The organism is Citrobacter sp. RHBSTW-00570 (genome assembly GCF_013739755.1).
In the GTDB taxonomy this organism is placed as follows: Bacteria; Pseudomonadota; Gammaproteobacteria; order Enterobacterales; family Enterobacteriaceae; genus Citrobacter; species Citrobacter braakii.
This window is the reverse complement of record NZ_CP056399.1, coordinates 2,893,362-2,916,803: the sequence shown is the minus strand read 5'-3', so window position 1 is coordinate 2,916,803 and position 23,442 is coordinate 2,893,362. Positions and strand designations below refer to the sequence as shown.

Genomic DNA, 23,442 nt, shown 5'->3' with positions numbered 1-23,442 from the left:
CGAAGTCTGATGCAAATGTCAGATCGTATGCGCCTGTTAGGGCGCGGCTGGTAACAGAGCCTTATAGGCGCATCCGAAAAACCTCCGGCTATGCCGGAGGATATTTATTTAGGCTGGTATCGTGTCGATTTTTCCGGCGCGTGACCAGACGCGGTGCGCAGTCATTAGCGTCAGCAGGGTATCCATAAACTGTGCGTCTGCACTGTCTGCCTCCACCACGCCTTCTTCTCCTTCATTTTTGATATTCAACGTTGCTTTAAACTGACGCGCATCGCCAGCCAGTGCGATAGGTTTTAAGTGCTTATACGCTTCGAGTAAGTAATATCGGGCATCACCGTTCATAGCGATATCTGCGATATTGCCACACGGAACGATAACCGCATCGACGGTCAGCGATGGTGAACCCGCAAAGGTACCGGCGATTGTCAGGACGGAACCATCATCGGCAACCACATTACCCATTCGGGAATAGAGCAGTTTGGCGTGAACGCCTTTGGCCTGTAAGGCTTGCATGATGGCAAGCAGGTCGCCTGATTTCACCTGGTCATTAAGTAGAATGGCGACCACGCGGCCCTTAATCTCACCTTGCGCACCCGCATATAAGCTGAGTGACGGCGCACTTTTCAAACCATTGACGTTAGCCGGTGGGGCGATTTTGGCCTGTTCCTCGGTTAGCTCAAAACCGAGATTATCGGCAACCGCCTCGGCGAGGGCTGTATCAATATGGGCTAACTGTTCGACCACTCTTTCCCGAATATAGGGGCGCGTAACTTTGCTGAGTTCGAAGCTGAATCCGCCGATAATATGCTGCTGTTCAATTGGCGTCTGACTTAGCCAAAACAGGCGAGGGTGCGCATAGTATTCGCCAAAAGAGGGGCTACGTTCGCGGATTTTGTTTCCTTCAATCCGTTCCTGATACGATTCAAATCCACCGCGTTTTGGCCCCGGCGGCGTTTCACGCGGCCAGTTATCATTGATGGAATTTGGTTCATAGTTGGCAGGGTTGGTATCGATGTCTATACGATGCATGCCGTCACGCTGGAAATTATGGTACGGGCAGGTCGGGCGATTAATCGGGATTTCATGGAAGTTGGGCCCGCCCAGGCGGCTGATTTGGGTATCGGTATAAGAAAACAAGCGGCCTTGCAGCAAGGGATCGTTGGTAAAATCGATACCAGGGACGATGTGTCCGGGATGAAAAGCGACTTGTTCATTTTCGGCGAAGAAATTATCCGGATTACGGTTCAGCACCATTTTACCAACGCGTTGTACCGGAACCAGCTCTTCCGGGATCAGTTTAGTCGGGTCGAGCAGGTCAAAATCGAACTTGAATTCGTCTTCTTCAGGAATGAGCTGCAGCCCCAGTTCGTATTCCGGATAATCGCCTGCTTCGATAGCTTCCCACAGATCGCGGCGATGAAAATCGGGATCACGACCGGTAAGTTTTTGCGCTTCATCCCATACCAGCGAAGCTTTGCCCGCCAGCGGTTTCCAGTGAAAACGGACAAAGGTGGCTTTCCCTTGCGCATTTATCAACCGGAACGTGTGAATGCCAAAGCCTTCCATCGTGCGATAGCTGCGTGGAATACCCCGGTCAGACATCGCCCATATAACGTTGTGCAACGTTTCTGGCTGTAACGAGACATAATCCCAAAAGGTATCGTGGGCGCTTTGACCCTGTGGGATAGCCCAATGCGGCTCCGGTTTTACCGCATGGACGAAATCCGGGAATTTATGGGCATCCTGAATGAAGAAGACTGGCGTGTTGTTTCCCACCAGATCGAAAATGCCCTCTTCAGTATAAAATTTGGTCGCAAATCCTCGAATATCTCTGACCGTATCCGCTGAGCCTGCGCCGCCCTGAACCGTAGAGAAACGGACAAAAACCGGGGTGATTTTATTTTCATCACTCAGAAAGTCCGCTTTCGTTGTCGCGCTGAGACTGGCATAGGGCTGAAAGTAACCATGAGCGGCCGAACCTCGGGCATGTACGATCCGCTCCGGGATGCGTTCGTGATCAAAATGGGTGATTTTTTCACGCAGGATAAAGTCTTCCAGCAGAGTTGGCCCACGGTTTCCTGCGCGCAGAGAGTTCTGATCGTCTGCGATGCGCACTCCCTGATTGGTTGTCAGAGCAAAATCTTCGCTGCCTTTACGAAAACTATCCAGCGCGTTGAGTTTGTCACTTTTGGTGTCAGGCGCTTTTAAGCTCCCGGACGTAGTGGGCTGCATGCCTGGTGGCGTGGGTTCAGGTGTTGGCCGATGTGAACCGTCTGCTGGCGCCAGTGAGTCAAGTCCTGGCTGGGATTCGCTGGCATCATGAACCGGCGCTGAGTGATGGAGTGGGTGCTTATCATTCTGTGACATTAAACTCGTCTCCTGTTTTCATCGCTTAAAGGTCGTTGTTGCCGTCAAAAGCTTTAACTATAGACCACTTGCTCAGTGGTGCAGGAACTGACCGAGGGCGTAAAGCGCGATGAACCAGGCAAACAGCGCACGCAAGGCAGGACGTCAGGAGGCAAAATCGGCTAAGATAGCCGTTTTCTGATTTTTAGAATTAGTCTTTAGTGAAGCAACTGATTATGAAACCTCTTCGCCAACAAAATCGTCCGGTAATTAGCTATGTTCCTCGCGTGGAGCCAGCCCCACCAGAGCATGCAGTTAAAATGGATGCGTTTCGTGACGTATGGATACTGCGCGGAAAATATGTCGCTTTTGTCTTAATAGGGGAGGCGTTTCAGCGTTCACCTGCATTTACGGTCCCGGAATCAGCGCAACGCTGGGCTAATCAGGTTCGCCAGGAAAATGAACTGAGCGATTAATGGATATAAAAAAACCGCCGGAGCATGACACTCCGGCGGTTTTTTTTGTTTTTCAGTCTAACAGACTTAGCGATGCGCCAGTTCGGCGTTATCGTCGCTGTCCAGAATTGTTTTATCGGTCTGTTTCAGCCATTGGCTGGTCAGCGTACCGGCTGTCATAGAACCGCTCACGTTCAGCGCGGTACGACCCATATCGATCAGCGGCTCAACGGAAATCAGCAGCGCAACCAGCGTGACCGGCAGACCCATAGCTGGCAGGACGATCAGCGCGGCAAACGTTGCACCGCCACCCACACCCGCAACCCCTGCGGAACTGACGGTTACGATACCAACCAGCGTGGCAATCCACATCGGGTCCAGCGGGTTGATCCCGACGGTCGGGGCGACCATTACTGCCAGCATTGCCGGGTACAGCCCTGCACAACCGTTCTGGCCAATGGTGGCGCCAAAGGAGGCGGCAAAAGAGGCGATGGATTCAGGCACGCCCAGACGACGGGTTTGCGCTTCAACGTTCAGAGGAATTGAGGCTGCGCTGGAACGGCTGGTGAAGGCGAAAGTCAGCACCGGCCACACCTTGCGGAAGTATTTCAGCGGGCTAACGCCGTTAACACCCAACAGGATCCCGTGTACCACAAACATAATGCCCAGACCGAGATAAGAGGCCACGACGAAGCTACCCAGCTTGATGATGTCCTGCAGGTTGGAGCCCGCAACCACTTTGGTCATCAGCGCCAGAACACCGTATGGTGTCAACTGCATCACCAAACGAACCAGCTTCATCACCCAGCTTTGCAGGGTATCGATAGCAACCAGCACACGCTCGCCTTTCGGCGCATCATCTTTCAGCAGCTTCAGTGCGGCAACACCGAGGAATGCCGCGAAGATAACCACGCTGATAATTGACGTCGGGTTAGCTCCGGTCAGATCGGCAAACGGGTTTTTCGGGATAAACGACAACACCAGCTGTGGAACGCTGAGGTCAGCTACTTTGCCAACATAGTTGGTTTCAATCGCGTTCAGACGAGCGGTTTCGGCCCCACCTTGCACCAGACCTTCTGCGGTCAGGCCGAACAGGTTGGTCACCAGAACCCCTACCAGCGCGGCAATCAGCGTAGTAAACAGCAGCGTACCGATGGTCAGAAAGCTGATTTTACCTAACTGAGAGGCGTTGTGCAGACGCGCAACGGCGCTGAGAATAGACGCAAACACCAGCGGCATGACAATCATCTGCAGCAGTTGGACGTAACCGTTGCCGACAATGTTGAACCACTGTACTGAATCTTTAAGAACCTGGCTGTCGGAACCATAAATGGTGTGCAGGGCGAGGCCAAACACCACACCCATGACCAGACCGACCAGTACTTTTTTTGCCAGACTCCACTGCTTGTGACGGGCTTGCGCCAGCACGAACAGCAGCACTACGAACACGATAATGTTCGCGATTAATGGATAGTTCATCCCCGTTCTCCTGATCTTATTATGCGTATCACCGTGTGACGGTGATTCTGTTGGCGCAAGATTAGCAGAACTGTGACTTGCCTCTTATATTCAAATGGAATTGTTTATGCCAAAAATAACTTTTTGGCTGATTTATTAGTCAACCTGGTGCGTTATAAAACGATTAAACTGCATTTGCAGCGTATTTATCATTTGTGATGACCAGCGCACCGCACTGTTCTCTTGTACGGTCTGCGGCATCCAGATTGCCCACGCGAACAGCGCCATGCACAGAAACCGCTCCAGTTGGTTGCCTTTTTGCGGCACGAGGATAGGCAGACGAAAACGCCAGCGGCAGGGCCAAAGCAGGGGGACGCCCGCCGGGGTCAACATGTCGGCCAGAATGTGGCTGAGATAACCGAGAACCATACCTTGTAAGGCATCCGCTGGAATTATCCAGGTATCAGGGACTTTCAGGTAAAACGTGGCCAGCAGGGCAAAAACCGCCAGCAGGCTATGTGTAAATCCGCGATGACCAAATGCCCGGGCAATGGGCTTTGATATCCACTTCAGACGCTGCCCCAGCAGGGATTTGGGATGATCGATATCCGGCAGCAAGCACGTCAAAATGGCTGAAGGAACAATATGCCACCAGTCACCCTGCGCAAGAACGGGCGTTAGCTCGGCATTCTTGGCAAATACCGCACAGGCAATAGAAAAAAGAAGGTGACCTTCCGCCGTCATGATAAAACCCAATAAACTGTCGATTCATACAGTATAGGGGTTTTATACAGTAGGCGGAAGAGGTGACGTTGTAACCCTTTGTCACAAGTGCGCCTTTACCGCGCCAGCCAACCGCCATCCACGGCCTGCGTATAGCCATGTATATAGTCCGAGGCAGCACTTGCGAGGAACACGACCGGGCCTTTCAGATCATCAGGCGTGCCCCAGCGTCCGGCAGGCGGGCAATGCGATCATTGCCCGTCGCAGGATTAGCCGCGCAGGTGAGCGGCAGTGAGTTCGGTGAGCGAGGCCAGTTTGACGTCGGCCAGAACGAAGCGAGGATCGTCCTGATTTTCATGCGCAGGTACTACGATGGAACACATACGGGCGGCTTTCGAAGCAATCATGCCGTTCACCGAGTCTTCCAGTGCTACGCAGTTTATAGGGTCAATGCCCAGTTTCGCCGCGCAATCGAGATAAACCTGCGGGTGCGGTTTGCTGTAGGGCAGTTTTTCCGCAGAAGCCAGTGCGTCGAAGCTGCTGCGCAGATCAAACATGGTTAGCACTTTTTCCAGCATATGCAGCGGCGAGGCGGATGCCAGTCCTACTTTCAACCCCTGAGATTTACACAATGCCACGGCCTCACGCACGCCCGGCAGCAGTGGTTTTGTTTCTTCAACTAACGCAATTGCGCGGGTAATGATGCGCTCGGTTACTTCCTGACGTGAGGGACCGTTCCACGGTTGCTGTGCAAACCATAAATCAACCACCATGTCGATGCGTAAGCCAAGTGTATCGGGAAGGTCATGGCGGCGGGAGATATCAACGCCTAGACTTGCTATCACATCCAGTTCGGCCTGATCCCAAAGCGGTTCAGAATCGACCAGTAATCCATCCATATCGAAAATTGCAGCAAGAATTTGACGCGGGGTTGACATCACAACCTCTCCTTTACGGGTGATAAAAGGGATTAAGAGCCAGCCTGGACGGGCTCTGAGCGTTCATTATGGCTAATTCAGCAGTATACCGCCTTTAAAGATCAGGCGAAAACGATAATCAACGGGTAAACTTAGGCCAAAATGACACGTCTTAATCAAGGGGAACTCATGACGTATCAACAAGCTGGACGCATTGCCATCTTGAAAAGGCTGGTGGGATGGGTGATTTTCATTCCCGCGCTGATTTCAACCCTGGTTTCAGTACTGAAGTTTATGTATGCGCACAGCGAAAAGCAGGAAGGGATTAACGCGGTCATGCTCGATTTTGCACACGTGATGATCGACATGATGCGTGTGAACACACCTTTTCTTAACGTGTTTTGGTATAACTCGCCGACGCCCGATTTTCAAAGTGGACTGAATCTCGTTTTTTGGCTGATTTTCATTCTGATTTTTATCGGTCTGGCATTGCAGGATTCAGGCGCCAGAATGAGCCGTCAGGCGCGTTATTTACGCGAGGGCGTTGAGGACCAGTTGATTCTGGAACAGGCAAAGGGCAGTGAAGGGTTATCACGCGAGCAACTTGAGTCGCGTATTGTGGTACCGCACCATACGATCTTTTTACAAATTTTCCCGCTCTATATTTTGCCGGTGATCGTTATCGTGATTGGCTACTTCTTCTTTTCATTACTGGGTTTTTTGTAACTGCTGCACTATCAGGCCTGACGCGTTGTGAAACGCCAGGCCAGATAAGCAACGTGCGACTTTGCTAAGCCGCCAGTAACCTGTCCAGCGCTTTCTGCGCCACGACCAGATGCTGTCCCCCGAACAGAATAGCCCTGTTCAGCAGCGTATAGAGCTGGTAGACAGGCTGTCTGTCGAGAAAATCCAATGGTAGCGGAGAAACAGACTGATAACCGTCATAGAGTTGCGGCGGCTGATCGGTATGTAACGGCAGCATTGCCAGGTCACACTCTCTGTCCCCCCAGTAGCAGGCAGGGTCAAAGATGTACGGGCCGTTCGGGCCGAGGGCGCAGTTCCCGGACCACAAATCACCATGCAGAAGAGATGGCTGCGGCTGATGGGAAGAGAGACGCTGCTGAACATGCTCGACAATGGCGTCGATATTGCCAAACGCAATGCCTTTTTCAGCGGCGAGTTCCAGCTGCCAGCCAATACGCTGCTCGGCAAAAAAGGTTGACCAGCGACGTTGCCAGGTGTTGGGCTGCGGCGTGGTAGAGAGCGCATTATCGAAGTCGAGCCCAAACTGCGGCTGATCGCTCCATTCATGCAAATGCGCCAACTGTTGGCCGAGGATAAACGCGTTGTGCGCATCAAGCGGACGGGGAGGGAGGAAATCCATCACCAGAAAGCTGTAATCTCTGTCTGCGCCTACCGCCCAGACTTTCGGTACAGATACGGTTTGACTGCGAGAAAGTAGCTCCAGCTGATCGGCTTCCGCCGTAAAGCCGGTTAACAGCTCTCTTTCATCGCATTTGACGAAAAAATCGCGCCCCGCATAGCGTAAATGCCATGCGGCGTGGATCTCTCCGCCGGGCAGTTCGTTACGCAGTTCGATTTCGCCTTCACCTAATTGCTCGCTTAAAAGACGACTGATAGCCTGCCACATGATGTCTCTCCCCATGTTGTCTGCCAGATCATAAGGTTAGCGCAAGAATGCGGTTAAAAAACACGAACTGACGCACACCACGGACGCGTCATCGCTGGAAAGGCACTTAATGTGTGTCGTTCTTCTTCACCTCGCATCGTTGTGAAGACGCCCGGTCGCACATGATTCACTTCTTTGTAATCATGTGATTTTTTATCATAGACGTATAACACCCATGCCGACAGTTTTACGGGGAAATCCCCTTGTATCTAGACAAGGGGAAGCCGTTATTACTGAGCCAGATACGCGTATATTTTTTGCGTATCGTCTAAAGCGCACAGACGCGTCCCCTGATTCAGGGTGGCGGCGCTACCTGCGGCGACACCGTAACGAACAATATCTGCAAAAGGTGCGCTCTCAGCCAGTTTAAGCGTCATGGCCCCGACCATACTGTCGCCCGCGCCTACGGTACTTTGACTCTTCACCGGTGGCGGAACCACCTGGACACAGGTTTCACGATCAACGCCAAGCGCTCCTTGTGGTCCAAGCGAGACCACTACGCGATGCGCTTTTCCGCTTTGCACGATTTCTTGTGCGGCGTTGCGCACATCATCGGGCTGCGTGAGTTCGCGATTCACCAGCGCGCTCAGTTCTTTGAGGTTGGGTTTGACCAGTTCGATATTGCCGATGGTTAATGCTGCTGCCAGCGCTTCGCCAGAACTATCGACGATACAGCGAATCCCTTGTTTTTGTGCTGTGGTAATGAGCCGGGTCAGCTTCTCAAGCTGTACGCCAGGCGGCAAACTGCCGCTGATAACCAACAGTGCGCCAGACTCAATTTCCAGCACCTGATCCTGAAGTTGGTAGAACTCATCATCGGTGAGCGCAGCGCCTGGCATGACGAAGCGATACTGTTCGCCGCTGGACTCAACGTGGACATGGAGATTTTGTCGGGTCCAGTCTTTAGCTTCGACGGTGGATACGGGAACATTTTCGTCGGCGAGCAAAGCAACAAGATGCTCTCCGGTGGCGCCACCCGCAGGGAAGATGGCCGTAGCGGTGCCGCCAAGATGGGCAATTGCGCGAGCGACGTTGATGCCGCCGCCGCCGGGTTCAAAAACCGGCGAGGTACAGCGAAGCTTACCTTCCGGGTAGATTTGCGGCGTGATTGTTGCGCTATCGAGAGAGGGCGCAAGTGTTAACGTATAGATACGTACCATCTTTACCTCCTGTTAGGCTGTCCTCAGTCTGGCACTTAACCCCCCGAAAGTGAAGTAATTAACAACATGATTTTTCATATCTTTATTTAAAATAATCGCGTTAAAGATATATAAATAAAAAAACGGTTTAGGAACGCTCTTATTCAAAAAATGAAATAAGAATTTATTGCTATGTTATTCGAGTCTTTTTATAATTTGTTACCTTTCAAGGGTCTTTTGTCATTGATCCATATGAAAGTTTCCGAGACCGTAATGGTCTCTTTTTTTGTTGTACGGACTCTTAATAAATGAAGCTTTTGAAGACAGTGCCCGCAGCGTTACTGCTGACGGGTGGCCTGCTTGCGTCAATGCAGGCTGCCGCCGATGATTCCGTTTTTACTGTCATGGATGACCCTTCCAGCGCGAAAAAACCCTTTGAAGGTAACCTGAACGCGGGATATCTCGCCCAGTCAGGCAACACAAAAAGTTCTTCTTTAACTGCAGACACCACCATGACCTGGTACGGTCAAACTACGGCGTGGTCTTTGTGGGGAAATGCCAGCAATACCTCCTCAAATGATGAGCGTTCATCGGAGAAATATGCCGTAGGTGGTCGTAGTCGTTACAACATGACCGACTATGATTATCTCTTTGGGCAGGCAAGCTGGCTGACCGACCGTTACAACGGCTATCGCGAGCGTGACGTGCTGACCGCAGGTTATGGTCGTCAGTTCCTCAACGGACCAGTGCACAGCTTCCGTTTTGAATTCGGTCCAGGTGTGCGCTATGACGAGCACACGGATGGCACCACCGAAACACAGCCGCTGGGCTATGCGTCCGGGGCCTATGCGTGGCAGATGACGGACAATACTAAGTTTACGCAAGGTGTGTCGGTATTTGGTGCTGACGATACAACGCTCAATTCTGAAACGGCCTTGAACGTTGCCATCAACGAACACTTTGGGTTAAAGGTGGCTTACAACGTTACCTGGAACTCTGAACCACCGGCAACAGCGCCGGAGCATACCGATCGTCGTACTACTGTGTCACTCGGCTATCGTATGTAATGACAAGCCGGGTCAAATAATTGGCCTGGCTTTTCTCAATTAACGTTAAATTTATTTAATATTAAATTTGTGTTTTATTTTTAATACTTATCAATAACGCGCTATTTTCAGACGAATTCGATTTAATTGATAAATACAACGGAACCGGAACAGCGTGTGCCAGTATTTTAACCCCAGATCATCGCAGCCCAACGTAGCATCAGCATTGCCGCACAAATAACGAGCAGTATCACAACCATCTTCCAGTGTTTCTTCGCAAAGCGATTTGTTGGCATTGTCCTTTTCCTGCTCAGGTTAGATGACTTTATACAAGTGTAACAAAAACGTCAGGGTGTCAGTGAATTGATTTACATCATAGAGTGCGCGTTGATTGTTGCTTTGATCGGCTCGTAATGCCGTGTACACTGTCAAACGGTGTTATCAAAAAGCGGGTGTAGGTCCAGTGTAGCCATTAAGGCGACCAGTGACATATTTCGCAGAGTGAAGCGGGAATCAGCCCACACCTTTTTGATGATTTTAAATATTGAATCTTTGTATGTGATCTTACGTGTGGGTCACCACTGCAAATAAGGATATAACATGCCTGTTATTACTCTTCCTGATGGCAGCCAACGCCATTACGACCACGCTGTAAGCCCCATGGATGTTGCGCTGGACATCGGTCCAGGTCTGGCGAAAGCCACTATTGCTGGCCGTGTTGACGGTGAGCTGGTAGATGCTTCCGATCTGATTGAGCATGATGCGAAGCTCTCCATCATCACCGCGAAGGATGAAGAAGGTCTGGAGATCATTCGTCACTCCTGTGCGCACCTGTTAGGGCACGCGATCAAACAACTCTGGCCGCACACCAAAATGGCGATCGGACCGGTTGTTGATAACGGTTTTTACTACGATATCGATCTTGACCGTACGCTAACCCAGGAAGATGTCGACGCGCTCGAGAAGCGGATGCACGAGCTCGCTGAGAAAAACTACGATGTCATTAAGAAGAAAGTCAGCTGGTACGAAGCGCGTGAAACCTTCGTGAAGCGTGGCGAGACCTATAAAGTCTCCATTCTTGATGAAAACATTGCCCATGATGACAAGCCTGGCTTGTACCATCATGAAGAATATGTCGATATGTGCCGTGGCCCGCACGTGCCGAACATGCGTTTCTGTCATCACTTCAAACTGATGAAGACCGCTGGGGCATACTGGCGTGGCGACAGCAATAACAAGATGCTGCAGCGTATTTATGGTACTGCGTGGGCCGATAAAAAAGCCCTGAGTGCCTACCTGCAACGTCTGGAAGAAGCGGCCAAACGCGACCACCGTAAAATCGGTAAGCAGCTTGACCTGTATCATATGCAGGAAGAAGCGCCGGGTATGGTGTTCTGGCACAATGATGGCTGGACAATCTTCCGTGAACTGGAAGTCTTTGTTCGCTCAAAACTGAAAGAATACCAGTATCAGGAAGTTAAAGGTCCGTTCATGATGGACCGCGTGCTGTGGGAAAAAACAGGTCACTGGGATAACTACAAAGATGCGATGTTCACGACCTCCTCTGAGAACCGTGAATACTGCATTAAGCCCATGAACTGCCCGGGCCACGTGCAGATCTTCAATCAGGGTCTGAAATCCTATCGTGATCTGCCGCTGCGTATGGCCGAGTTTGGTAGCTGCCACCGTAATGAGCCGTCAGGCGCGCTGCATGGCCTGATGCGTGTTCGTGGCTTCACTCAGGATGATGCACATATCTTCTGTACAGAAGAGCAGATCCGTGATGAAGTTAACGCTTGCATTCGTATGGTCTACGATATGTATAGCACCTTTGGCTTCGAGAAAATCGTCGTCAAACTGTCCACTCGCCCCGAAAAACGTATCGGTAGCGATGAAATGTGGGACCGTGCTGAAGCTGACCTGGCCGTTGCGCTGGAAGAAAACAACATCCCGTTTGAGTACCAACTGGGTGAGGGCGCATTCTACGGTCCGAAAATTGAATTTACCCTGTATGACTGCCTCGATCGTGCATGGCAGTGCGGCACTGTACAGCTGGACTTCTCTCTGCCGTCCCGTTTAAGCGCCTCTTATGTTGGCGAAAACAACGAGCGTCAGGTGCCGGTTATGATTCACCGCGCAATTCTTGGGTCGATGGAACGTTTCATCGGTATCCTGACCGAAGAGTTCGCTGGCTTCTTCCCGACCTGGCTTGCGCCAGTTCAGGTTGTCGTCATGAACATCACCGATTCACAGTCTGAATACGTCAACGAATTAACGCAGAAACTACAAAATGCGGGTATTCGTGTAAAAGCAGACTTGAGAAATGAGAAGATTGGCTTTAAAATCCGCGAGCACACTTTACGTCGTGTCCCTTACATGTTGGTCTGTGGCGACAAAGAGGTTGAAGCAGGCAAAGTTGCCGTGCGCACCCGTCGTGGCAAAGACTTGGGCAGCCTGGACGTAAATGAAGTGATTGAGAAGCTGCAACAAGAGATTCGCAGCCGCAGTCTTCAACAACTGGAGGAATAAGGTATTAAAGGCGGAAAACGAGTTCAAACGGCACGTCCGAATCGTATCAATGGCGAGATTCGCGCCCTGGAAGTTCGCTTAACAGGTCTGGAAGGCGAAGCTTTGGGTATTGTGAGTCTGAGAGAAGCGATCGAAAAAGCTGAAGAAGCTGGAGTAGATTTAGTTGAAATCAGCCCTAACGCCGAACCGCCAGTTTGTCGTATTATGGACTACGGCAAGTTCCTTTATGAAAAGAGTAAGTCTTCTAAGGAACAGAAGAAAAAGCAAAAAGTTATCCAGGTTAAGGAAATTAAATTCCGTCCTGGCACCGACGATGGCGATTACCAGGTAAAACTCCGCAGCCTGGTACGCTTTCTGGAAGATGGCGATAAGGCTAAGATCACGCTGCGTTTTCGCGGTCGTGAGATGGCCCACCAACAGATCGGTATGGAAGTGCTCAACCGCGTCCGTGACGATCTGAGTGAACTGGCAGTAGTCGAATCCTTCCCTACGAAGATCGAAGGCCGCCAGATGATCATGGTGCTCGCTCCTAAGAAGAAACAGTAAGGCCTTCAAGTAGCAATGTCTGTGGAGCCTGCGGGCTCCACAGCCGTTGTTCGCCTACGTTTCGTTTATTAACAATGCGAAGTGGAAGTTATTAAAATGCCAAAAATTAAGACCGTACGCGGTGCTGCTAAGCGCTTCAAAAAAACCGGTGGTGGTGGATTTAAGCGTAAGCACGCAAACCTGCGTCATATTCTGACCAAAAAATCTACTAAGCGTAAACGTCACCTGCGTCCAAAAGGCCTCGTTTCTAAAGGCGATCTGGGTCTGGTTATCGCGTGCCTGCCGTACGCATAAGCCGTTAACGTTTAATTAATTTTTTACTAAGAATATAGATACAGGAGAGCACATATGGCTCGCGTAAAACGTGGTGTAGTTGCCCGTGCACGTCACAAGAAAATTTTGAAACAAGCTAAAGGCTACTACGGTGCGCGTTCTCGCGTATACCGCGTTGCCTTCCAGGCTGTTATCAAAGCTGGTCAGTACGCTTATCGTGACCGTCGTCAGAAAAAGCGTCAGTTCCGTCAACTGTGGATTGCGCGTATCAACGCAGCAGCACGTCAGAACGGTATTTCTTACAGCAAATTCATCAACGGCCTGAAAAAAGCCTCTGTTGAAATCGACCGTAAGATCCTGGCTGACATCGCAGTATTCGACAAAGTAGCGTTCACCGCTCTGGTCGAAAAAGCGAAAGCAGCTCTGGCATAAGCCGGTGAAAAGAGGGAGCCTGGCTCCCTCTCTTTTATTTGTAGTGCAATCAATTGGTTGACAATTTATCCGTAAGCCTTTTCAATAAAGGTTGTCCGGTTTTTACCACACAAGGTAACGCAAGCATGAATGCTGCTATTTTCCGCTTCTTCTTTTACTTTAGCACCTGAACTCAGGAGGCTTGCGCGTGAAAGAAGAAACGGAAAACAGCGCCTAAAAGCCTCCCTGGTGGAGGCTTTTTTTATACACGTTATCCTTCAGGCTGCCTCTGCGTTGGCTGCAGTCGCTTCCCCCAGTCTCGTACGTGTGTACGCTCCTGAGGATTAGCGCTCTACTGCTGCCTTGACTCAGCCAGAATGATTTTGTGTATATACGAGCGACTAGTGAATATCGCAACATAACGAGGAAAACCATGTCACATCTCGCAGAGCTGGTTGCCAGTGCAACGGCCGCCATTAACCAGGCTTCAGATGTTGCCGCGTTAGACAATGTCCGCGTCGAATATTTGGGCAAGAAAGGGCACCTGACCCTTCAGATGACTACCCTGCGTGAACTGCCGGCAGAAGAGCGCCCGGCAGCAGGTGCGGTGATAAACGAAGCCAAAGAGCAGGTTCAGCAAGCGCTGAACGCGCGTAAAGCCGAATTAGAAAATGCCGCGCTGAATGCTCGTCTGGCTGAAGAAACGATCGATATCTCCTTGCCTGGGCGTCGTATCGAAAACGGCGGTTTGCATCCGGTAACGCGGACTATCGATCGCATTGAAAGTTTCTTTGGTGAGCTGGGCTTTACCGTGGCGACCGGTCCGGAAATCGAAGATGACTATCATAACTTCGATGCGCTGAATATTCCTGGCCATCACCCGGCGCGCGCTGACCACGACACTTTCTGGTTTGATGCGACGCGTCTGCTGCGCACGCAGACTTCCGGCGTGCAGATCCGCACCATGAAAGAAAAACAGCCGCCGATCCGTATTATCGCTCCGGGCCGCGTATATCGTAACGACTACGATCAGACGCACACCCCAATGTTCCATCAGATGGAAGGGCTGATTGTTGATACCAACATCAACTTCACCAACCTGAAAGGCACGCTGCATGATTTCCTGCGCAACTTCTTTGAAGAAGACCTGCAGGTTCGTTTCCGTCCTTCCTACTTCCCGTTCACCGAACCTTCTGCGGAAGTCGATGTGATGGGTAAAAATGGCAAATGGCTGGAAGTATTGGGTTGCGGAATGGTTCACCCGAACGTGCTGCGTAACGTCGGTATCGATCCGGAAATCTACTCTGGCTTTGCATTCGGTATGGGTATGGAGCGTCTGACCATGCTGCGTTACGGCGTAACCGATCTGCGTTCTTTCTTCGAAAACGATCTGCGTTTCCTCAAACAGTTTAAATAAAGGCAGGATAAAACAATGAAATTCAGTGAACTGTGGTTACGCGAATGGGTAAACCCGGCGATTGATAGCGATGCGTTGTCAAACCAAATCACGATGGCGGGTCTGGAAGTTGACGGTGTGGATCCTGTTTCTGGCGCGTTCAACGGCGTTGTAGTGGGTGAAGTGGTTGAGTGCGCTCAGCATCCTAACGCTGACAAACTGCGCGTCACCAAGGTGAATGTCGGCGGCGACCGCCTGCTGGATATCGTCTGCGGTGCGCCAAACTGCCGTCAAGGTTTGAAAGTGGCTGTAGCAACCGTTGGTGCCGTTCTGCCGGGCGATTTCAAAATCAAAGCCGCGAAACTGCGCGGTGAGCCGTCTGAAGGCATGCTGTGCTCGTTCTCCGAGCTGGGCATTTCCGACGATCACAACGGTATTATCGAACTGCCTGTCGATGCACCAATTGGTACCGATATCCGTGAATACCTGAAGCTTGACGATAATACTATCGAAATCAGCGTCACTCCGAACCGCGCCGACTGCTTAGGCATTATCGGTGTGGCACGTGACGTAGCTGTATTGAACAAAGCCCCTCTGGTTGAGCCGGAAATAGCGCCAGTAGCCGCAACCATTAGCGACGTCCTGCCGATTCAGGTCGACGCAGTGGAAGCCTGCCCACGCTATCTGGGCCGCGTGGTGAAAGGCATTAACGTTAAAGCGCCAACCCCGCTGTGGATGAAAGAAAAACTGCGTCGTTGCGGCATCCGCTCGATCGATGCCGTGGTTGACGTGACTAACTATGTGCTGCTCGAATTGGGCCAGCCGATGCACGCATTCGACAAAGACCGCATTGAAGGCGGGATTGTTGTCCGCATGGCAAAAGAAGGTGAAACCCTGGTATTGCTGGACGGCAGTGAAGCGAAGCTGAATGCGGATACGCTGGTGATTGCGGACCATAACAAAGCGCTGGCAATGGGCGGCATCTTTGGTGGCGAGCACTCCGGTGTGAATGATGAAACGCAAAACGTCCTGCTGGAATGCGCGTTCTTCAGCCCGCTGTCTATTACCGGTCGCGCACGTCGTCACGGTCTGCACACCGATGCCTCTCACCGCTATGAGCGTGGTGTCGATCCGGCGCTGCAACATAAAGCCATGGAACGTGCTACGCGCCTGCTGATTGATATCTGCGGCGGCGAAGCGGGTCCAATCATTGACGTGACGAACGAAGCCTCGCTGCCAAAACGCGCAACCATTACGCTGCGCCGTAGCAAACTGGATCGTTTGATCGGACACCATATTGCGGATGAGCTGGTGAGCGATATTCTGCGCCGTCTGGGTTGTGATGTCACGGAAGGGCAAGATGAGTGGAAAGCGGTAGCGCCGAGCTGGCGTTTCGATATGGAGATCGAAGAAGACCTGGTCGAAGAAGTCGCCCGCGTATACGGTTATGACAATATCCCGAATACGCCAATTCAGGCGGGTCTTATCATGGGTACGCATCGTGAAGCGGATTTGTCGCTGAAACGCGTAAAAACCATGCTGAATGACAAAGGCTACCAGGAAGTTATTACCTACAGCTTTGTCGACCCGAAAGTCCAGGCGCTGCTGCACCCGGGTGAAGAAGCGCTGCTGCTGCCAAGCCCAATCTCGATTGATATGTCGGCAATGCGTTTATCCCTGTGGACCGGCTTGCTGTCTACGGTAGTGTACAACCAGAATCGTCAGCAAAACCGCGTGCGTATTTTCGAAACGGGTTTACGTTTCGTACCGGACACGCAGGCCAATCTCGGGATCCGTCAGGATCTGATGCTGGCGGGCGCGATCTGCGGTAACCGTCATGATGAACACTGGAATCTGGCAAAAGAGACCGTTGATTTCTATGATCTGAAAGGCGATCTGGAAGCGGTTCTCGACCTGACCGGCAAGCTGGCGGATATTCAGTTCAAAGCTGAAGCGAATCCAGCACTGCATCCGGGGCAGTCTGCGGCGATTTATCTGAAAGGTGAACGCATTGGTTTCATTGGGGTTGTTCATCCTGAACTGGAACGTAAACTGGATCTGAACGGTCGCACTCTGGTGTTTGAACTGGAGTGGAACAAGCTCGCAGACCGCGTGGTGCCTCAGGCGCGTGAAGTTTCTCGCTTCCCGGCGAACCGCCGCGACATCGCGGTCGTTGTGGCAGAAAACGTTCCCGCTGCGGATATTTTATCCGAATGTAAGAAAGTTGGCGTAAATCAGGTAGTTGGCGTAAACTTGTTTGACGTGTACCGCGGTAAGGGTGTTGCGGAGGGTTATAAGAGCCTCGCTATCAGCCTGATCCTTCAGGATACCAGCCGTACACTTGAAGAAGAGGAGATTGCCGCTACCGTCGCCAAATGTGTAGAGGCATTAAAAGAGCGATTCCAGGCATCATTGAGGGATTGAACCTATGGCGCTTACAAAAGCTGAAATGTCAGAATATCTGTTTGATAAGCTTGGGCTTAGCAAGCGGGATGCCAAAGAACTGGTCGAGCTGTTTTTCGAAGAGATCCGTCGTGCTCTGGAAAATGGTGAGCAGGTAAAACTCTCTGGTTTTGGTAACTTCGATCTGCGTGATAAGAATCAACGTCCGGGCCGTAATCCGAAAACGGGCGAAGATATTCCCATTACAGCACGGCGCGTGGTGACCTTCAGACCCGGACAGAAGTTAAAAAGCCGGGTTGAAAACGCAACGCCGAAAGAAGAGTAATCTGAACTAACTAAAAAGGCCGCGAATGCGGCCTTTTTTCTTAGTGGGCCAGAAGGAAAAACAGCCCGGTCAGTGCTGCACTCAGCAGGTTAGACAACGTGCCCGCCAGGATCACTTTAAGCCCCATTTTAGCAATGAAACTTTTTTTCCCCGGCACAATCCCCCCCAGTACGCCAATCAATGCGGCAGGAGAGGACAAATTGGCAAACCCAGCCAGCGCCATGATCGTTATTATCTGCGAATATTCCGACAGTTGGTCTTTCATTGGAATAAAGCTGGTATACGCGACGAACTCATTCAACACCAATTTTTGACCTAACAGGCTACCAATTTGCAAGACTTCGTTAGCGGGAATGCCCAACAGCCAGGCAACCGGAGCAAAGAGGTAACTGAAGATAAATTGTAGCGTGACGTTACCATAGCCGAAAAAGCCACAAAACCAGCCCAACAAGCCGTTCACCATAGCAATTAATGCAATCAGTGCCAGAAGCATTGCCCCCACGTTAGCGGCTAGCTTCAGCCCGATAGTCGCGCCATTTGTCGCCGCTTCAACGATGTTGATAGGCTTTTCATCTTGACCAAGCATATCGCCTGACACGTCGGCAGTGTTTTCGGGTTCCGTTTCTGGAAACAGCATTTTCGCCATTAACAGACCGCCTGGCGCTGACATAAAAGAGGCGGCTACCAGATAGCGAATTTCGATCCCCATACTGGCATAGCCAACCAGCACTGAGCCTGCGATAGAGGCAACACCACCTGTCATGAGGGCAAACAGTTCTGAGCGCGTCATGCGTGGCGCATAAGGCTTCATCAGGACGAAGACGTCAGTGTTGCCCGCAAAAATATTGGCCGTTGCAGCCATGGATTCTGCCGGGCTGGTGCGTAGCAGTTTATGGATACCCGTACCGATGAGACGGATAATCCACTGCATGATGCCCAGGTAGTACAGCACGGAGAACAATGCTGACATAAAAATGATAATCGGCAGAACATGCACGGCAAATACAAACCCCATTTTGAACTGTCCGAGATTACCGAAGAGAAAGTTAATCCCTTCCGACGAATAGTTCAGCATGCCTGACAGACTGTTTGATATGGCGAGTAAGATTTTTTCCCCTAAGGGGACATACAGGATAAATGCAGCAAAAAGAGCCTGGATTGCAAAGGCGCCGCCAACGGTGCGAAACCGGATAGCTTTGCGATTTTCTGAACATAGCCAGGCAACGAGTAACAGGACAACAATGCCAAGTATGACGATGAGTATCTGCATGGTTTATCCCTCATCGGCATCAATGATGCTACGGAAAAGATCTTTAAAGAGAGCATCCCGCTCAATAAATTTTGCGACCTGAATGACGTGACGGCGGTTATCAAAACTCCAGCTCAGATTGTCATTGATCAAAGGGGATGTACGGTATTCACAGGTGAACCAGTCAGGATTCAGGACATAGCCAACCGTAGTGATATCCCAAATGACTTTGCGGGATGCAAAACCAATCCAGGGGCATCGCGGGGCAATTTCAGCAAAGTAGCTACCAATGCGGCTGGTCTCTGCAAAATAGTGCTGCATCTCTGGGACCGATGAGGCCATAGTGTTAGCCACGCCAAAGCAGGGGATTTGGGTGAGCGCTACGCCGCTATCAAAAAGTACCCGACTCGCCGCAATGTCCTGCATCAGGTTGAATTCATGATTATCTTTCCAGGCATAACTGTTACCCCCAAGCCAGATGACATGAATCTTTGTGACGATGTCCGGCGCGAGGAGCAGTGCGTTAGCGATATTGGTCGGCGCGGCGATTGCGAGTACATGTAATGTTTGCTCAGCCGTTCTTGCCCGGTTAATCAAATCCTGTACTGCTGCTGACATCTCCGGCTGGTTGCTATCTTTCAGATAGCGTGTTGAACCCTGGAATATTTGCGGTATGTTTTCGCGGCGGGGGAGTTTGTTAAATACGCGATAGATCTCATCGACGCTCAGTTGCATGCCTACTGCGGGATCGTCAACATATGTGTGCGAGCCCTCTTTACCAAAATAGTGGTTGGTAAACGGAGCGGCGTAAACAGCTTGCAGATCGAGGCGCTCCGGGTGTAAGAATGCCCAGGCAATGGCCATCTGATCGTCAATTTCATTGTAGGTATCGCTGTCAATAACGATAGGCACTTTGCCATACTTAGGTGGCGTAATTAAGGTAATACGCTGCGCTGAAGTTAATTCAGGCCAGTGGATACTTAACATCGTTAATGTTCCTTAAGTTAGAAGTCGTAGGCCAGTCGATAAATGAGAATATCGCCATATCCATCCGCACCAAGTTTGTTATAAAAGTACCGATACATTAATGTGGTGGATATATGAGGCATGATTTTCCAGGTAATATTCAGGCCGCCGTTTAAACCATTGCTACCATGATTGTTAGCGGTATAGTCATCATTACGGTCAAGTTCTATTTCATTCCAATTGGACAGTAAGAAGTCCTGGTTGAGGAGATTGAAAGCATAACCAGCGTTCCATCCAATTGAGAAACCATTGAGTCCATTAATATCATAAGCTGGGCCAAAATTACTGTGTGCGGTAATGTACTGACGAGCAATCCAGGGTTTAAACCACCATCCATCGCCTTTCAGGTCGGTATAGCCAAGCCCAATAAATTGATTCGTCTCTTTAAAATTAGGGCTTTGCGAATTATAGACTTTTGTAAATAGGCTGGCACCCGTTTTCCAGAGGTAGGTATGAATTTCACCATTCGCAGTCTGCCCCTGATTTCCTTCGTCATCTAGAATGTTTTCAAAATCATAAAAACCGTACATTTCACCCCAATCAAAACCAATACCTCCCTCAATACCAATTAAGGCTTGTTCATATTCGAGGTCTTTAACACCGGCATCCCAGGATTGATAGTCAAAATGTATATTCCCCCAACCGTATTGTTGTTCAGCTAATGAGGAAAAAGCTACGCACGATAATAAAGCCCCGAAGGCGATTTTTTTCATTTTATATCCCTATTTTGGTGGTGGGTAAATATCAGTATTTAGTACAAGCTAATCGTTTTAATACGAGTTCATGGGATGGCATATTGGCTGCGCCTTCACGCTCTACGGCCAGTGCTGCAAATACACAGGCGTAATGAATTGCGCTAGCAATATTTTCTCCGCATGCAAGTCGAGCAGCGAGTGCACCATTAAATGCATCACCGGCGCCGGATGTATCAATATTAACGGCGGGATATGCCGGGAACTGTTGGTGAGTAGAACCATCAAATAACCAGCACCCATCTTTGCCTAACGTAATTAGAATATATTGTGGTCCCATTTGGTGCATGGTTTCGGCGGCCTGACGAATATCGTCTGGCGTACGAATAGCCTTGCCAATTATCGCCTCTGCTTCTGTGAGGTTTGGGGTCAGGATGTGTGTCCAGCGGAGAAGATCTGTCACTTCCTTGCGCCATGGTGCTGGATTCAGGATTGTCATCACCCCGGCGGCATGTGCGAACTTAATAGCTTGAGCTGTAGCGTCAGGATTGTTTTCCATCTGCGTCAAAAAAACATTGGCGGTGCCTATCTCGTCATAACAGGATATAATTTCTTCACTTGTTATTTCCTGATTAGCCCCTGGATTAATAACGATTACATTATCGCCAGCCTCTTCGGATATCATCACTACGGCACTGCCGGTTGGTGCATCATTTTTGGTAAAGATGGTTAGCTTTTCTAATCCTACGCCATTTAAAAAATGCTGGGCTTTAGTTGAAAACTCATCTTCACCTAATTTGACTGTAAAATAAGTGCGAGCATTGGCTTGTGCGGATGCTATCGCCTGGTTGCTGCCTTTCCCTCCGGGTAAACAACAGGAAAAAAGCGCGCGCGTGGTTTCCCCTGAAATAGGAAAACGGTGAAGCCGATAGACTAAGTCGGTATTAAATGAACCCAGAATGTAAACTTTCCCATTGTTTTCGTTCATTGATATTTCTCGTTCGATCTTTGATTGGTTAATGATGATGTTTTGGTGCAAATAAAGAGAGTTGTTCTCATATAATGGGAATGCATTGTCGTGATTATATACAGCACCTCCATAGCATGAGCGGACATGTCCTGTTTTTACAAGGTCATTGATGTCGCGGCGGAGTGTTCTTTCCGTAACATCAAGTACCTTAACAAGAGATGATATTTTTACACTTCCTTGTTTTTTGAGTAGTGATAAAATATAGCGAAGACGCTGTTTTTTGTAACGACAGGGCATCTAATCCTCACTTTTCATGAATGTGATGAGAAGTCCATGTAATGAATTTATTTTGTCTATATATTAATTTTTTGTGAATGAATTTATTTGCTGAATAAATAGTTAAAGATCTGGTTGCCACTAAGTACACCGATGATACCAAATACACCAGGCCAGACAGTAGGGGCTGGAATGGGGAGTTTTATTAATGTAAATATGAAACCAATAATTGCACCAGCAATAAGCGAAAGAATTATATCCATAAGATAATTCCTGAGGGTGTTATGATGATACGAAGACTACACAATATATTTACGTATTGATGAGAAGACAATCACACAAAACTTCTGCAACCGGACACCTTGTCCGGTTGTGGTTATTTATTTAATCTCAGGAACGATATTAATAATGATAGCTACTACCTGGTATTGCTACCAGCATTGCATTATGCAAAAGTCTAAGGTTCATGCTGTTTTGGGCCATTGCCTCATTTGCGGTAGAGCTTCCTTCCATGTTTTTTGCTTTCATCGTAAAATTAATGAGATAACCCATAAAAAAAGTATAAACATGCAACCTTTTGCACAATTACAACGTCGGCGAGACCGATACTGGTTAGGCACTTTATCGCTGTTGCTATTGGTCATGCTCGTGATTAGCTTATGCGCAGGAGAACAGTGGATCGCCCCCGGCGACTGGTTCAGCGCCCGCGGTGATCTGTTCGTCTGGCAAATCCGATTTCCCCGTACCCTCGCCGTTTTGCTGGTAGGCGCTGCGTTGGCCTTATCTGGCGCAGTGATGCAAGCTCTCTTTGAAAACCCGCTCGCAGAGCCTGGATTACTGGGCGTGTCTAATGGCGCGGGGGTCGGGCTCATCGCGGCGGTGTTGCTGGGGCAGGGGCAGCTCCCCGGCTGGGCGTTGGGTTTATGCGCCATCGCTGGGGCGCTGATTATCACGCTTATTCTGCTCCGTTTTGCCCGCCGTCATTTGTCTACCAGCCGTCTGCTGTTGGCGGGGGTGGCGCTGGGGATTATCTGTAGCGCGCTAATGACATGGGCCATCTACTTCTCCACTTCTTTTGATTTGCGACAGCTAATGTACTGGATGATGGGGGGCTTTGGTGGCGTTGACTGGCATCAGGCCTGGCTCATGGTGGCGTTGATTCCGGTGCTGGTGTGGATCTGCTGTCAGTCGCAGCCGATGAATATGCTGGCGCTGGGGGAGACTTCTGCACGTCAGTTGGGATTGCCATTATGGTTCTGGCGCAACCTGCTGGTGGTCGCCACGGGCTGGATGGTTGGCGTAAGCGTGGCTCTGGCGGGAGCGATTGGCTTTATTGGGCTTGTGATCCCACATATTCTGCGGCTGTGCGGTTTAACCGATCATCGCGTGTTACTGCCGGGCTGCGCGTTGGCTGGCGCTATCGTGTTACTGTTGGCTGATGTTGTCGCGCGTCTGGTGCTGGCCTCGGCTGAGCTGCCAATTGGCGTGGTGACGGCCACCATGGGCGCACCGGTATTTATCTGGCTATTGTTAAAAGCCGCGCGCTAGAACGCGTTGATTCGGTCTATGATT

At 50.3% G+C, this 23,442-nt stretch carries 24 protein-coding genes, 1 pseudogene and 1 other annotated feature; of the genes and pseudogenes, 12 read left to right on the top strand and 13 right to left on the bottom strand.

Annotated elements, in window-relative coordinates; all coding sequences use genetic code 11:
- Positions 1-108: 108 nt before the first annotated feature.
- Positions 109-2,367 (bottom strand): catalase HPII, encoded by a 2,259-nt coding sequence (gene katE / locus HV237_RS13890; protein ID WP_047358887.1) that lies wholly within the window; start codon positions 2,365-2,367, stop codon positions 109-111.
- A gap of 212 nt (positions 2,368-2,579) precedes the next feature.
- Between katE and cedA the strand changes: the two genes are divergently transcribed.
- The gene (gene cedA, locus HV237_RS13885; RefSeq protein ID WP_029139771.1) at positions 2,580-2,822 is read left to right on the top strand and encodes a cell division activator CedA; all 243 of its coding nucleotides are present in this window, start codon (positions 2,580-2,582) and stop codon (positions 2,820-2,822) included.
- Between the two features lie 66 nt (positions 2,823-2,888).
- Here cedA and tcyP read toward each other — a convergent pair whose 3' ends face one another.
- The 4 genes and pseudogenes from tcyP to hxpB form a co-directional block, all read right to left on the bottom strand.
- Positions 2,889-4,280: a cystine/sulfocysteine:cation symporter gene (tcyP, locus tag HV237_RS13880; RefSeq protein ID WP_019078417.1), complete on the bottom strand. Its 1,392-nt coding sequence runs from the start codon at positions 4,278-4,280 to the stop codon at positions 2,889-2,891.
- A gap of 135 nt (positions 4,281-4,415) precedes the next feature.
- Positions 4,416-5,015 carry a metal-dependent hydrolase gene (locus HV237_RS13875; protein WP_087050648.1) on the bottom strand — a complete coding sequence of 200 codons (600 nt, stop codon included), beginning with the start codon at positions 5,013-5,015 and terminating at the stop codon, positions 4,416-4,418.
- 83 nt (positions 5,016-5,098) lie between these two features.
- A pseudogene (locus tag HV237_RS13870) lies at positions 5,099-5,221 on the bottom strand (SDR family oxidoreductase); the annotation flags it as partial.
- A 30-nt stretch (positions 5,222-5,251) separates the two neighbouring features.
- Positions 5,252-5,920 carry a hexitol phosphatase HxpB gene (hxpB, locus tag HV237_RS13865; RefSeq protein ID WP_047358886.1) on the bottom strand — a complete coding sequence of 223 codons (669 nt, stop codon included), beginning with the start codon at positions 5,918-5,920 and terminating at the stop codon, positions 5,252-5,254.
- A 168-nt stretch (positions 5,921-6,088) separates the two neighbouring features.
- On the opposite strand from hxpB, the gene HV237_RS13860 reads away from it, so the two are divergent.
- Positions 6,089-6,625, top strand: a complete 537-nt coding sequence (locus HV237_RS13860; protein WP_019076635.1) for a YniB family protein — start codon at positions 6,089-6,091, stop codon at positions 6,623-6,625.
- A gap of 64 nt (positions 6,626-6,689) precedes the next feature.
- Here the strand turns inward: HV237_RS13860 and HV237_RS13855 are convergent, their stop codons facing one another.
- Together HV237_RS13855 and pfkB are read right to left on the bottom strand one after the other, a co-directional pair.
- Positions 6,690-7,550, bottom strand: coding sequence for a fructosamine kinase family protein (locus tag HV237_RS13855; protein WP_016152861.1), 861 nt, complete (start codon positions 7,548-7,550; stop codon positions 6,690-6,692).
- 269 nt (positions 7,551-7,819) lie between these two features.
- Positions 7,820-8,749: a 6-phosphofructokinase II gene (gene pfkB / locus HV237_RS13850; protein ID WP_016156336.1), complete on the bottom strand. Its 930-nt coding sequence runs from the start codon at positions 8,747-8,749 to the stop codon at positions 7,820-7,822.
- A gap of 287 nt (positions 8,750-9,036) precedes the next feature.
- Here pfkB and HV237_RS13845 point away from each other — a divergent pair, with 287 nt between their 5' ends.
- Complete coding sequence (locus HV237_RS13845; RefSeq protein WP_016152863.1) at positions 9,037-9,795, top strand: YdiY family protein; 759 nt, start codon at positions 9,037-9,039, stop codon at positions 9,793-9,795.
- Between the two features lie 167 nt (positions 9,796-9,962).
- Here HV237_RS13845 and yniD read toward each other — a convergent pair whose 3' ends face one another.
- The gene (yniD, locus tag HV237_RS13840) at positions 9,963-10,070 is read right to left on the bottom strand and encodes a small membrane protein YniD (protein ID WP_003030590.1); all 108 of its coding nucleotides are present in this window, start codon (positions 10,068-10,070) and stop codon (positions 9,963-9,965) included.
- Between the two features lie 304 nt (positions 10,071-10,374).
- On the opposite strand from yniD, the gene thrS reads away from it, so the two are divergent.
- From thrS to ihfA, 8 genes are all read left to right on the top strand, one after another.
- Positions 10,375-12,303 carry a threonine--tRNA ligase gene (gene thrS, locus HV237_RS13835; RefSeq protein ID WP_016152864.1) on the top strand — a complete coding sequence of 643 codons (1,929 nt, stop codon included), beginning with the start codon at positions 10,375-10,377 and terminating at the stop codon, positions 12,301-12,303.
- 3 nt (positions 12,304-12,306) lie between these two features.
- On the top strand, positions 12,307-12,849 hold the full coding sequence (infC, locus tag HV237_RS13830; RefSeq protein WP_048997935.1) for a translation initiation factor IF-3: 543 nt from the start codon (positions 12,307-12,309) through the stop codon (positions 12,847-12,849).
- 96 nt (positions 12,850-12,945) lie between these two features.
- A complete protein-coding gene (gene rpmI / locus HV237_RS13825; RefSeq protein WP_003030583.1) occupies positions 12,946-13,143 on the top strand; it encodes a 50S ribosomal protein L35 in 198 nt (65 codons plus the stop codon).
- 54 nt (positions 13,144-13,197) lie between these two features.
- On the top strand, positions 13,198-13,554 hold the full coding sequence (rplT, locus tag HV237_RS13820) for a 50S ribosomal protein L20 (protein WP_003030578.1): 357 nt from the start codon (positions 13,198-13,200) through the stop codon (positions 13,552-13,554).
- Positions 13,555-13,674: 120 nt separating this feature from the next.
- Positions 13,675-13,799, top strand: a sequence feature (Phe leader region).
- Complete coding sequence (gene pheM, locus HV237_RS26045; protein ID WP_001386830.1) at positions 13,680-13,724, top strand: pheST operon leader peptide PheM; 45 nt, start codon at positions 13,680-13,682, stop codon at positions 13,722-13,724. (Overlaps the previous feature by 45 nt.)
- Before the next feature lie 167 nt (positions 13,800-13,966).
- Entirely contained in the window at positions 13,967-14,950 is a 984-nt protein-coding gene (pheS, locus tag HV237_RS13810; protein ID WP_016152865.1) for a phenylalanine--tRNA ligase subunit alpha, read from the top strand.
- 15 nt (positions 14,951-14,965) lie between these two features.
- On the top strand, positions 14,966-17,353 hold the full coding sequence (gene pheT / locus HV237_RS13805) for a phenylalanine--tRNA ligase subunit beta (protein WP_047358885.1): 2,388 nt from the start codon (positions 14,966-14,968) through the stop codon (positions 17,351-17,353).
- Positions 17,354-17,357: 4 nt separating this feature from the next.
- Entirely contained in the window at positions 17,358-17,657 is a 300-nt protein-coding gene (gene ihfA / locus HV237_RS13800; protein WP_003030571.1) for an integration host factor subunit alpha, read from the top strand.
- 40 nt (positions 17,658-17,697) lie between these two features.
- Here ihfA and HV237_RS13795 read toward each other — a convergent pair whose 3' ends face one another.
- The 5 genes from HV237_RS13795 to HV237_RS13775 all read right to left on the bottom strand — a co-directional run bounded on the left by HV237_RS13795 (position 17,698) and on the right by HV237_RS13775 (position 22,133).
- Positions 17,698-18,927, bottom strand: a complete 1,230-nt coding sequence (locus HV237_RS13795; protein WP_047358884.1) for a NupC/NupG family nucleoside CNT transporter — start codon at positions 18,925-18,927, stop codon at positions 17,698-17,700.
- A gap of 3 nt (positions 18,928-18,930) precedes the next feature.
- Positions 18,931-19,893, bottom strand: a complete 963-nt coding sequence (locus HV237_RS13790) for a nucleoside hydrolase (protein WP_016156339.1) — start codon at positions 19,891-19,893, stop codon at positions 18,931-18,933.
- Positions 19,894-19,910: 17 nt separating this feature from the next.
- Positions 19,911-20,645: an outer membrane protein OmpK gene (locus HV237_RS13785; RefSeq protein WP_016152869.1), complete on the bottom strand. Its 735-nt coding sequence runs from the start codon at positions 20,643-20,645 to the stop codon at positions 19,911-19,913.
- A 31-nt stretch (positions 20,646-20,676) separates the two neighbouring features.
- Entirely contained in the window at positions 20,677-21,891 is a 1,215-nt protein-coding gene (locus HV237_RS13780; RefSeq protein ID WP_047358883.1) for a PfkB family carbohydrate kinase, read from the bottom strand.
- An 83-nt stretch (positions 21,892-21,974) separates the two neighbouring features.
- Positions 21,975-22,133, bottom strand: a complete 159-nt coding sequence (locus HV237_RS13775; RefSeq protein WP_047358882.1) for a DUF1427 family protein — start codon at positions 22,131-22,133, stop codon at positions 21,975-21,977.
- A gap of 304 nt (positions 22,134-22,437) precedes the next feature.
- Between HV237_RS13775 and btuC the strand changes: the two genes are divergently transcribed.
- Positions 22,438-23,418, top strand: a complete 981-nt coding sequence (gene btuC / locus HV237_RS13770; protein WP_032931198.1) for a vitamin B12 ABC transporter permease BtuC — start codon at positions 22,438-22,440, stop codon at positions 23,416-23,418.
- The last annotated feature ends 24 nt before the right edge of the window (positions 23,419-23,442 follow it).

Bases quoted from the DNA above. Each gene is read 5' to 3' on its own strand.
- katE (WP_047358887.1), bottom strand. From the start codon at position 2,367: ATGTCACAGAATGATAAGCACCCACTCCATCACTCAGCGCCGGTTCAT.
- tcyP (WP_019078417.1), bottom strand. From the start codon at position 4,280: ATGAACTATCCATTAATCGCGAACATTATCGTGTTCGTAGTGCTGCTG.
- hxpB (WP_047358886.1), bottom strand. From the start codon at position 5,920: ATGTCAACCCCGCGTCAAATTCTTGCTGCAATTTTCGATATGGATGGA.
- HV237_RS13860 (WP_019076635.1), top strand. From the start codon at position 6,089: ATGACGTATCAACAAGCTGGACGCATTGCCATCTTGAAAAGGCTGGTG.
- HV237_RS13855 (WP_016152861.1), bottom strand. From the start codon at position 7,550: ATGTGGCAGGCTATCAGTCGTCTTTTAAGCGAGCAATTAGGTGAAGGC.
- pfkB (WP_016156336.1), bottom strand. From the start codon at position 8,749: ATGGTACGTATCTATACGTTAACACTTGCGCCCTCTCTCGATAGCGCA.
- HV237_RS13845 (WP_016152863.1), top strand. From the start codon at position 9,037: ATGAAGCTTTTGAAGACAGTGCCCGCAGCGTTACTGCTGACGGGTGGC.
- yniD (WP_003030590.1), bottom strand. From the start codon at position 10,070: ATGCCAACAAATCGCTTTGCGAAGAAACACTGGAAGATGGTTGTGATA.
- thrS (WP_016152864.1), top strand. From the start codon at position 10,375: ATGCCTGTTATTACTCTTCCTGATGGCAGCCAACGCCATTACGACCAC.
- rpmI (WP_003030583.1), top strand. From the start codon at position 12,946: ATGCCAAAAATTAAGACCGTACGCGGTGCTGCTAAGCGCTTCAAAAAA.
- rplT (WP_003030578.1), top strand. From the start codon at position 13,198: ATGGCTCGCGTAAAACGTGGTGTAGTTGCCCGTGCACGTCACAAGAAA.
- pheS (WP_016152865.1), top strand. From the start codon at position 13,967: ATGTCACATCTCGCAGAGCTGGTTGCCAGTGCAACGGCCGCCATTAAC.
- pheT (WP_047358885.1), top strand. From the start codon at position 14,966: ATGAAATTCAGTGAACTGTGGTTACGCGAATGGGTAAACCCGGCGATT.
- ihfA (WP_003030571.1), top strand. From the start codon at position 17,358: ATGGCGCTTACAAAAGCTGAAATGTCAGAATATCTGTTTGATAAGCTT.
- HV237_RS13795 (WP_047358884.1), bottom strand. From the start codon at position 18,927: ATGCAGATACTCATCGTCATACTTGGCATTGTTGTCCTGTTACTCGTT.
- HV237_RS13790 (WP_016156339.1), bottom strand. From the start codon at position 19,893: ATGTTAAGTATCCACTGGCCTGAATTAACTTCAGCGCAGCGTATTACC.
- HV237_RS13785 (WP_016152869.1), bottom strand. From the start codon at position 20,645: ATGAAAAAAATCGCCTTCGGGGCTTTATTATCGTGCGTAGCTTTTTCC.
- HV237_RS13780 (WP_047358883.1), bottom strand. From the start codon at position 21,891: ATGCCCTGTCGTTACAAAAAACAGCGTCTTCGCTATATTTTATCACTA.
- HV237_RS13775 (WP_047358882.1), bottom strand. From the start codon at position 22,133: ATGGATATAATTCTTTCGCTTATTGCTGGTGCAATTATTGGTTTCATA.
- btuC (WP_032931198.1), top strand. From the start codon at position 22,438: ATGCAACCTTTTGCACAATTACAACGTCGGCGAGACCGATACTGGTTA.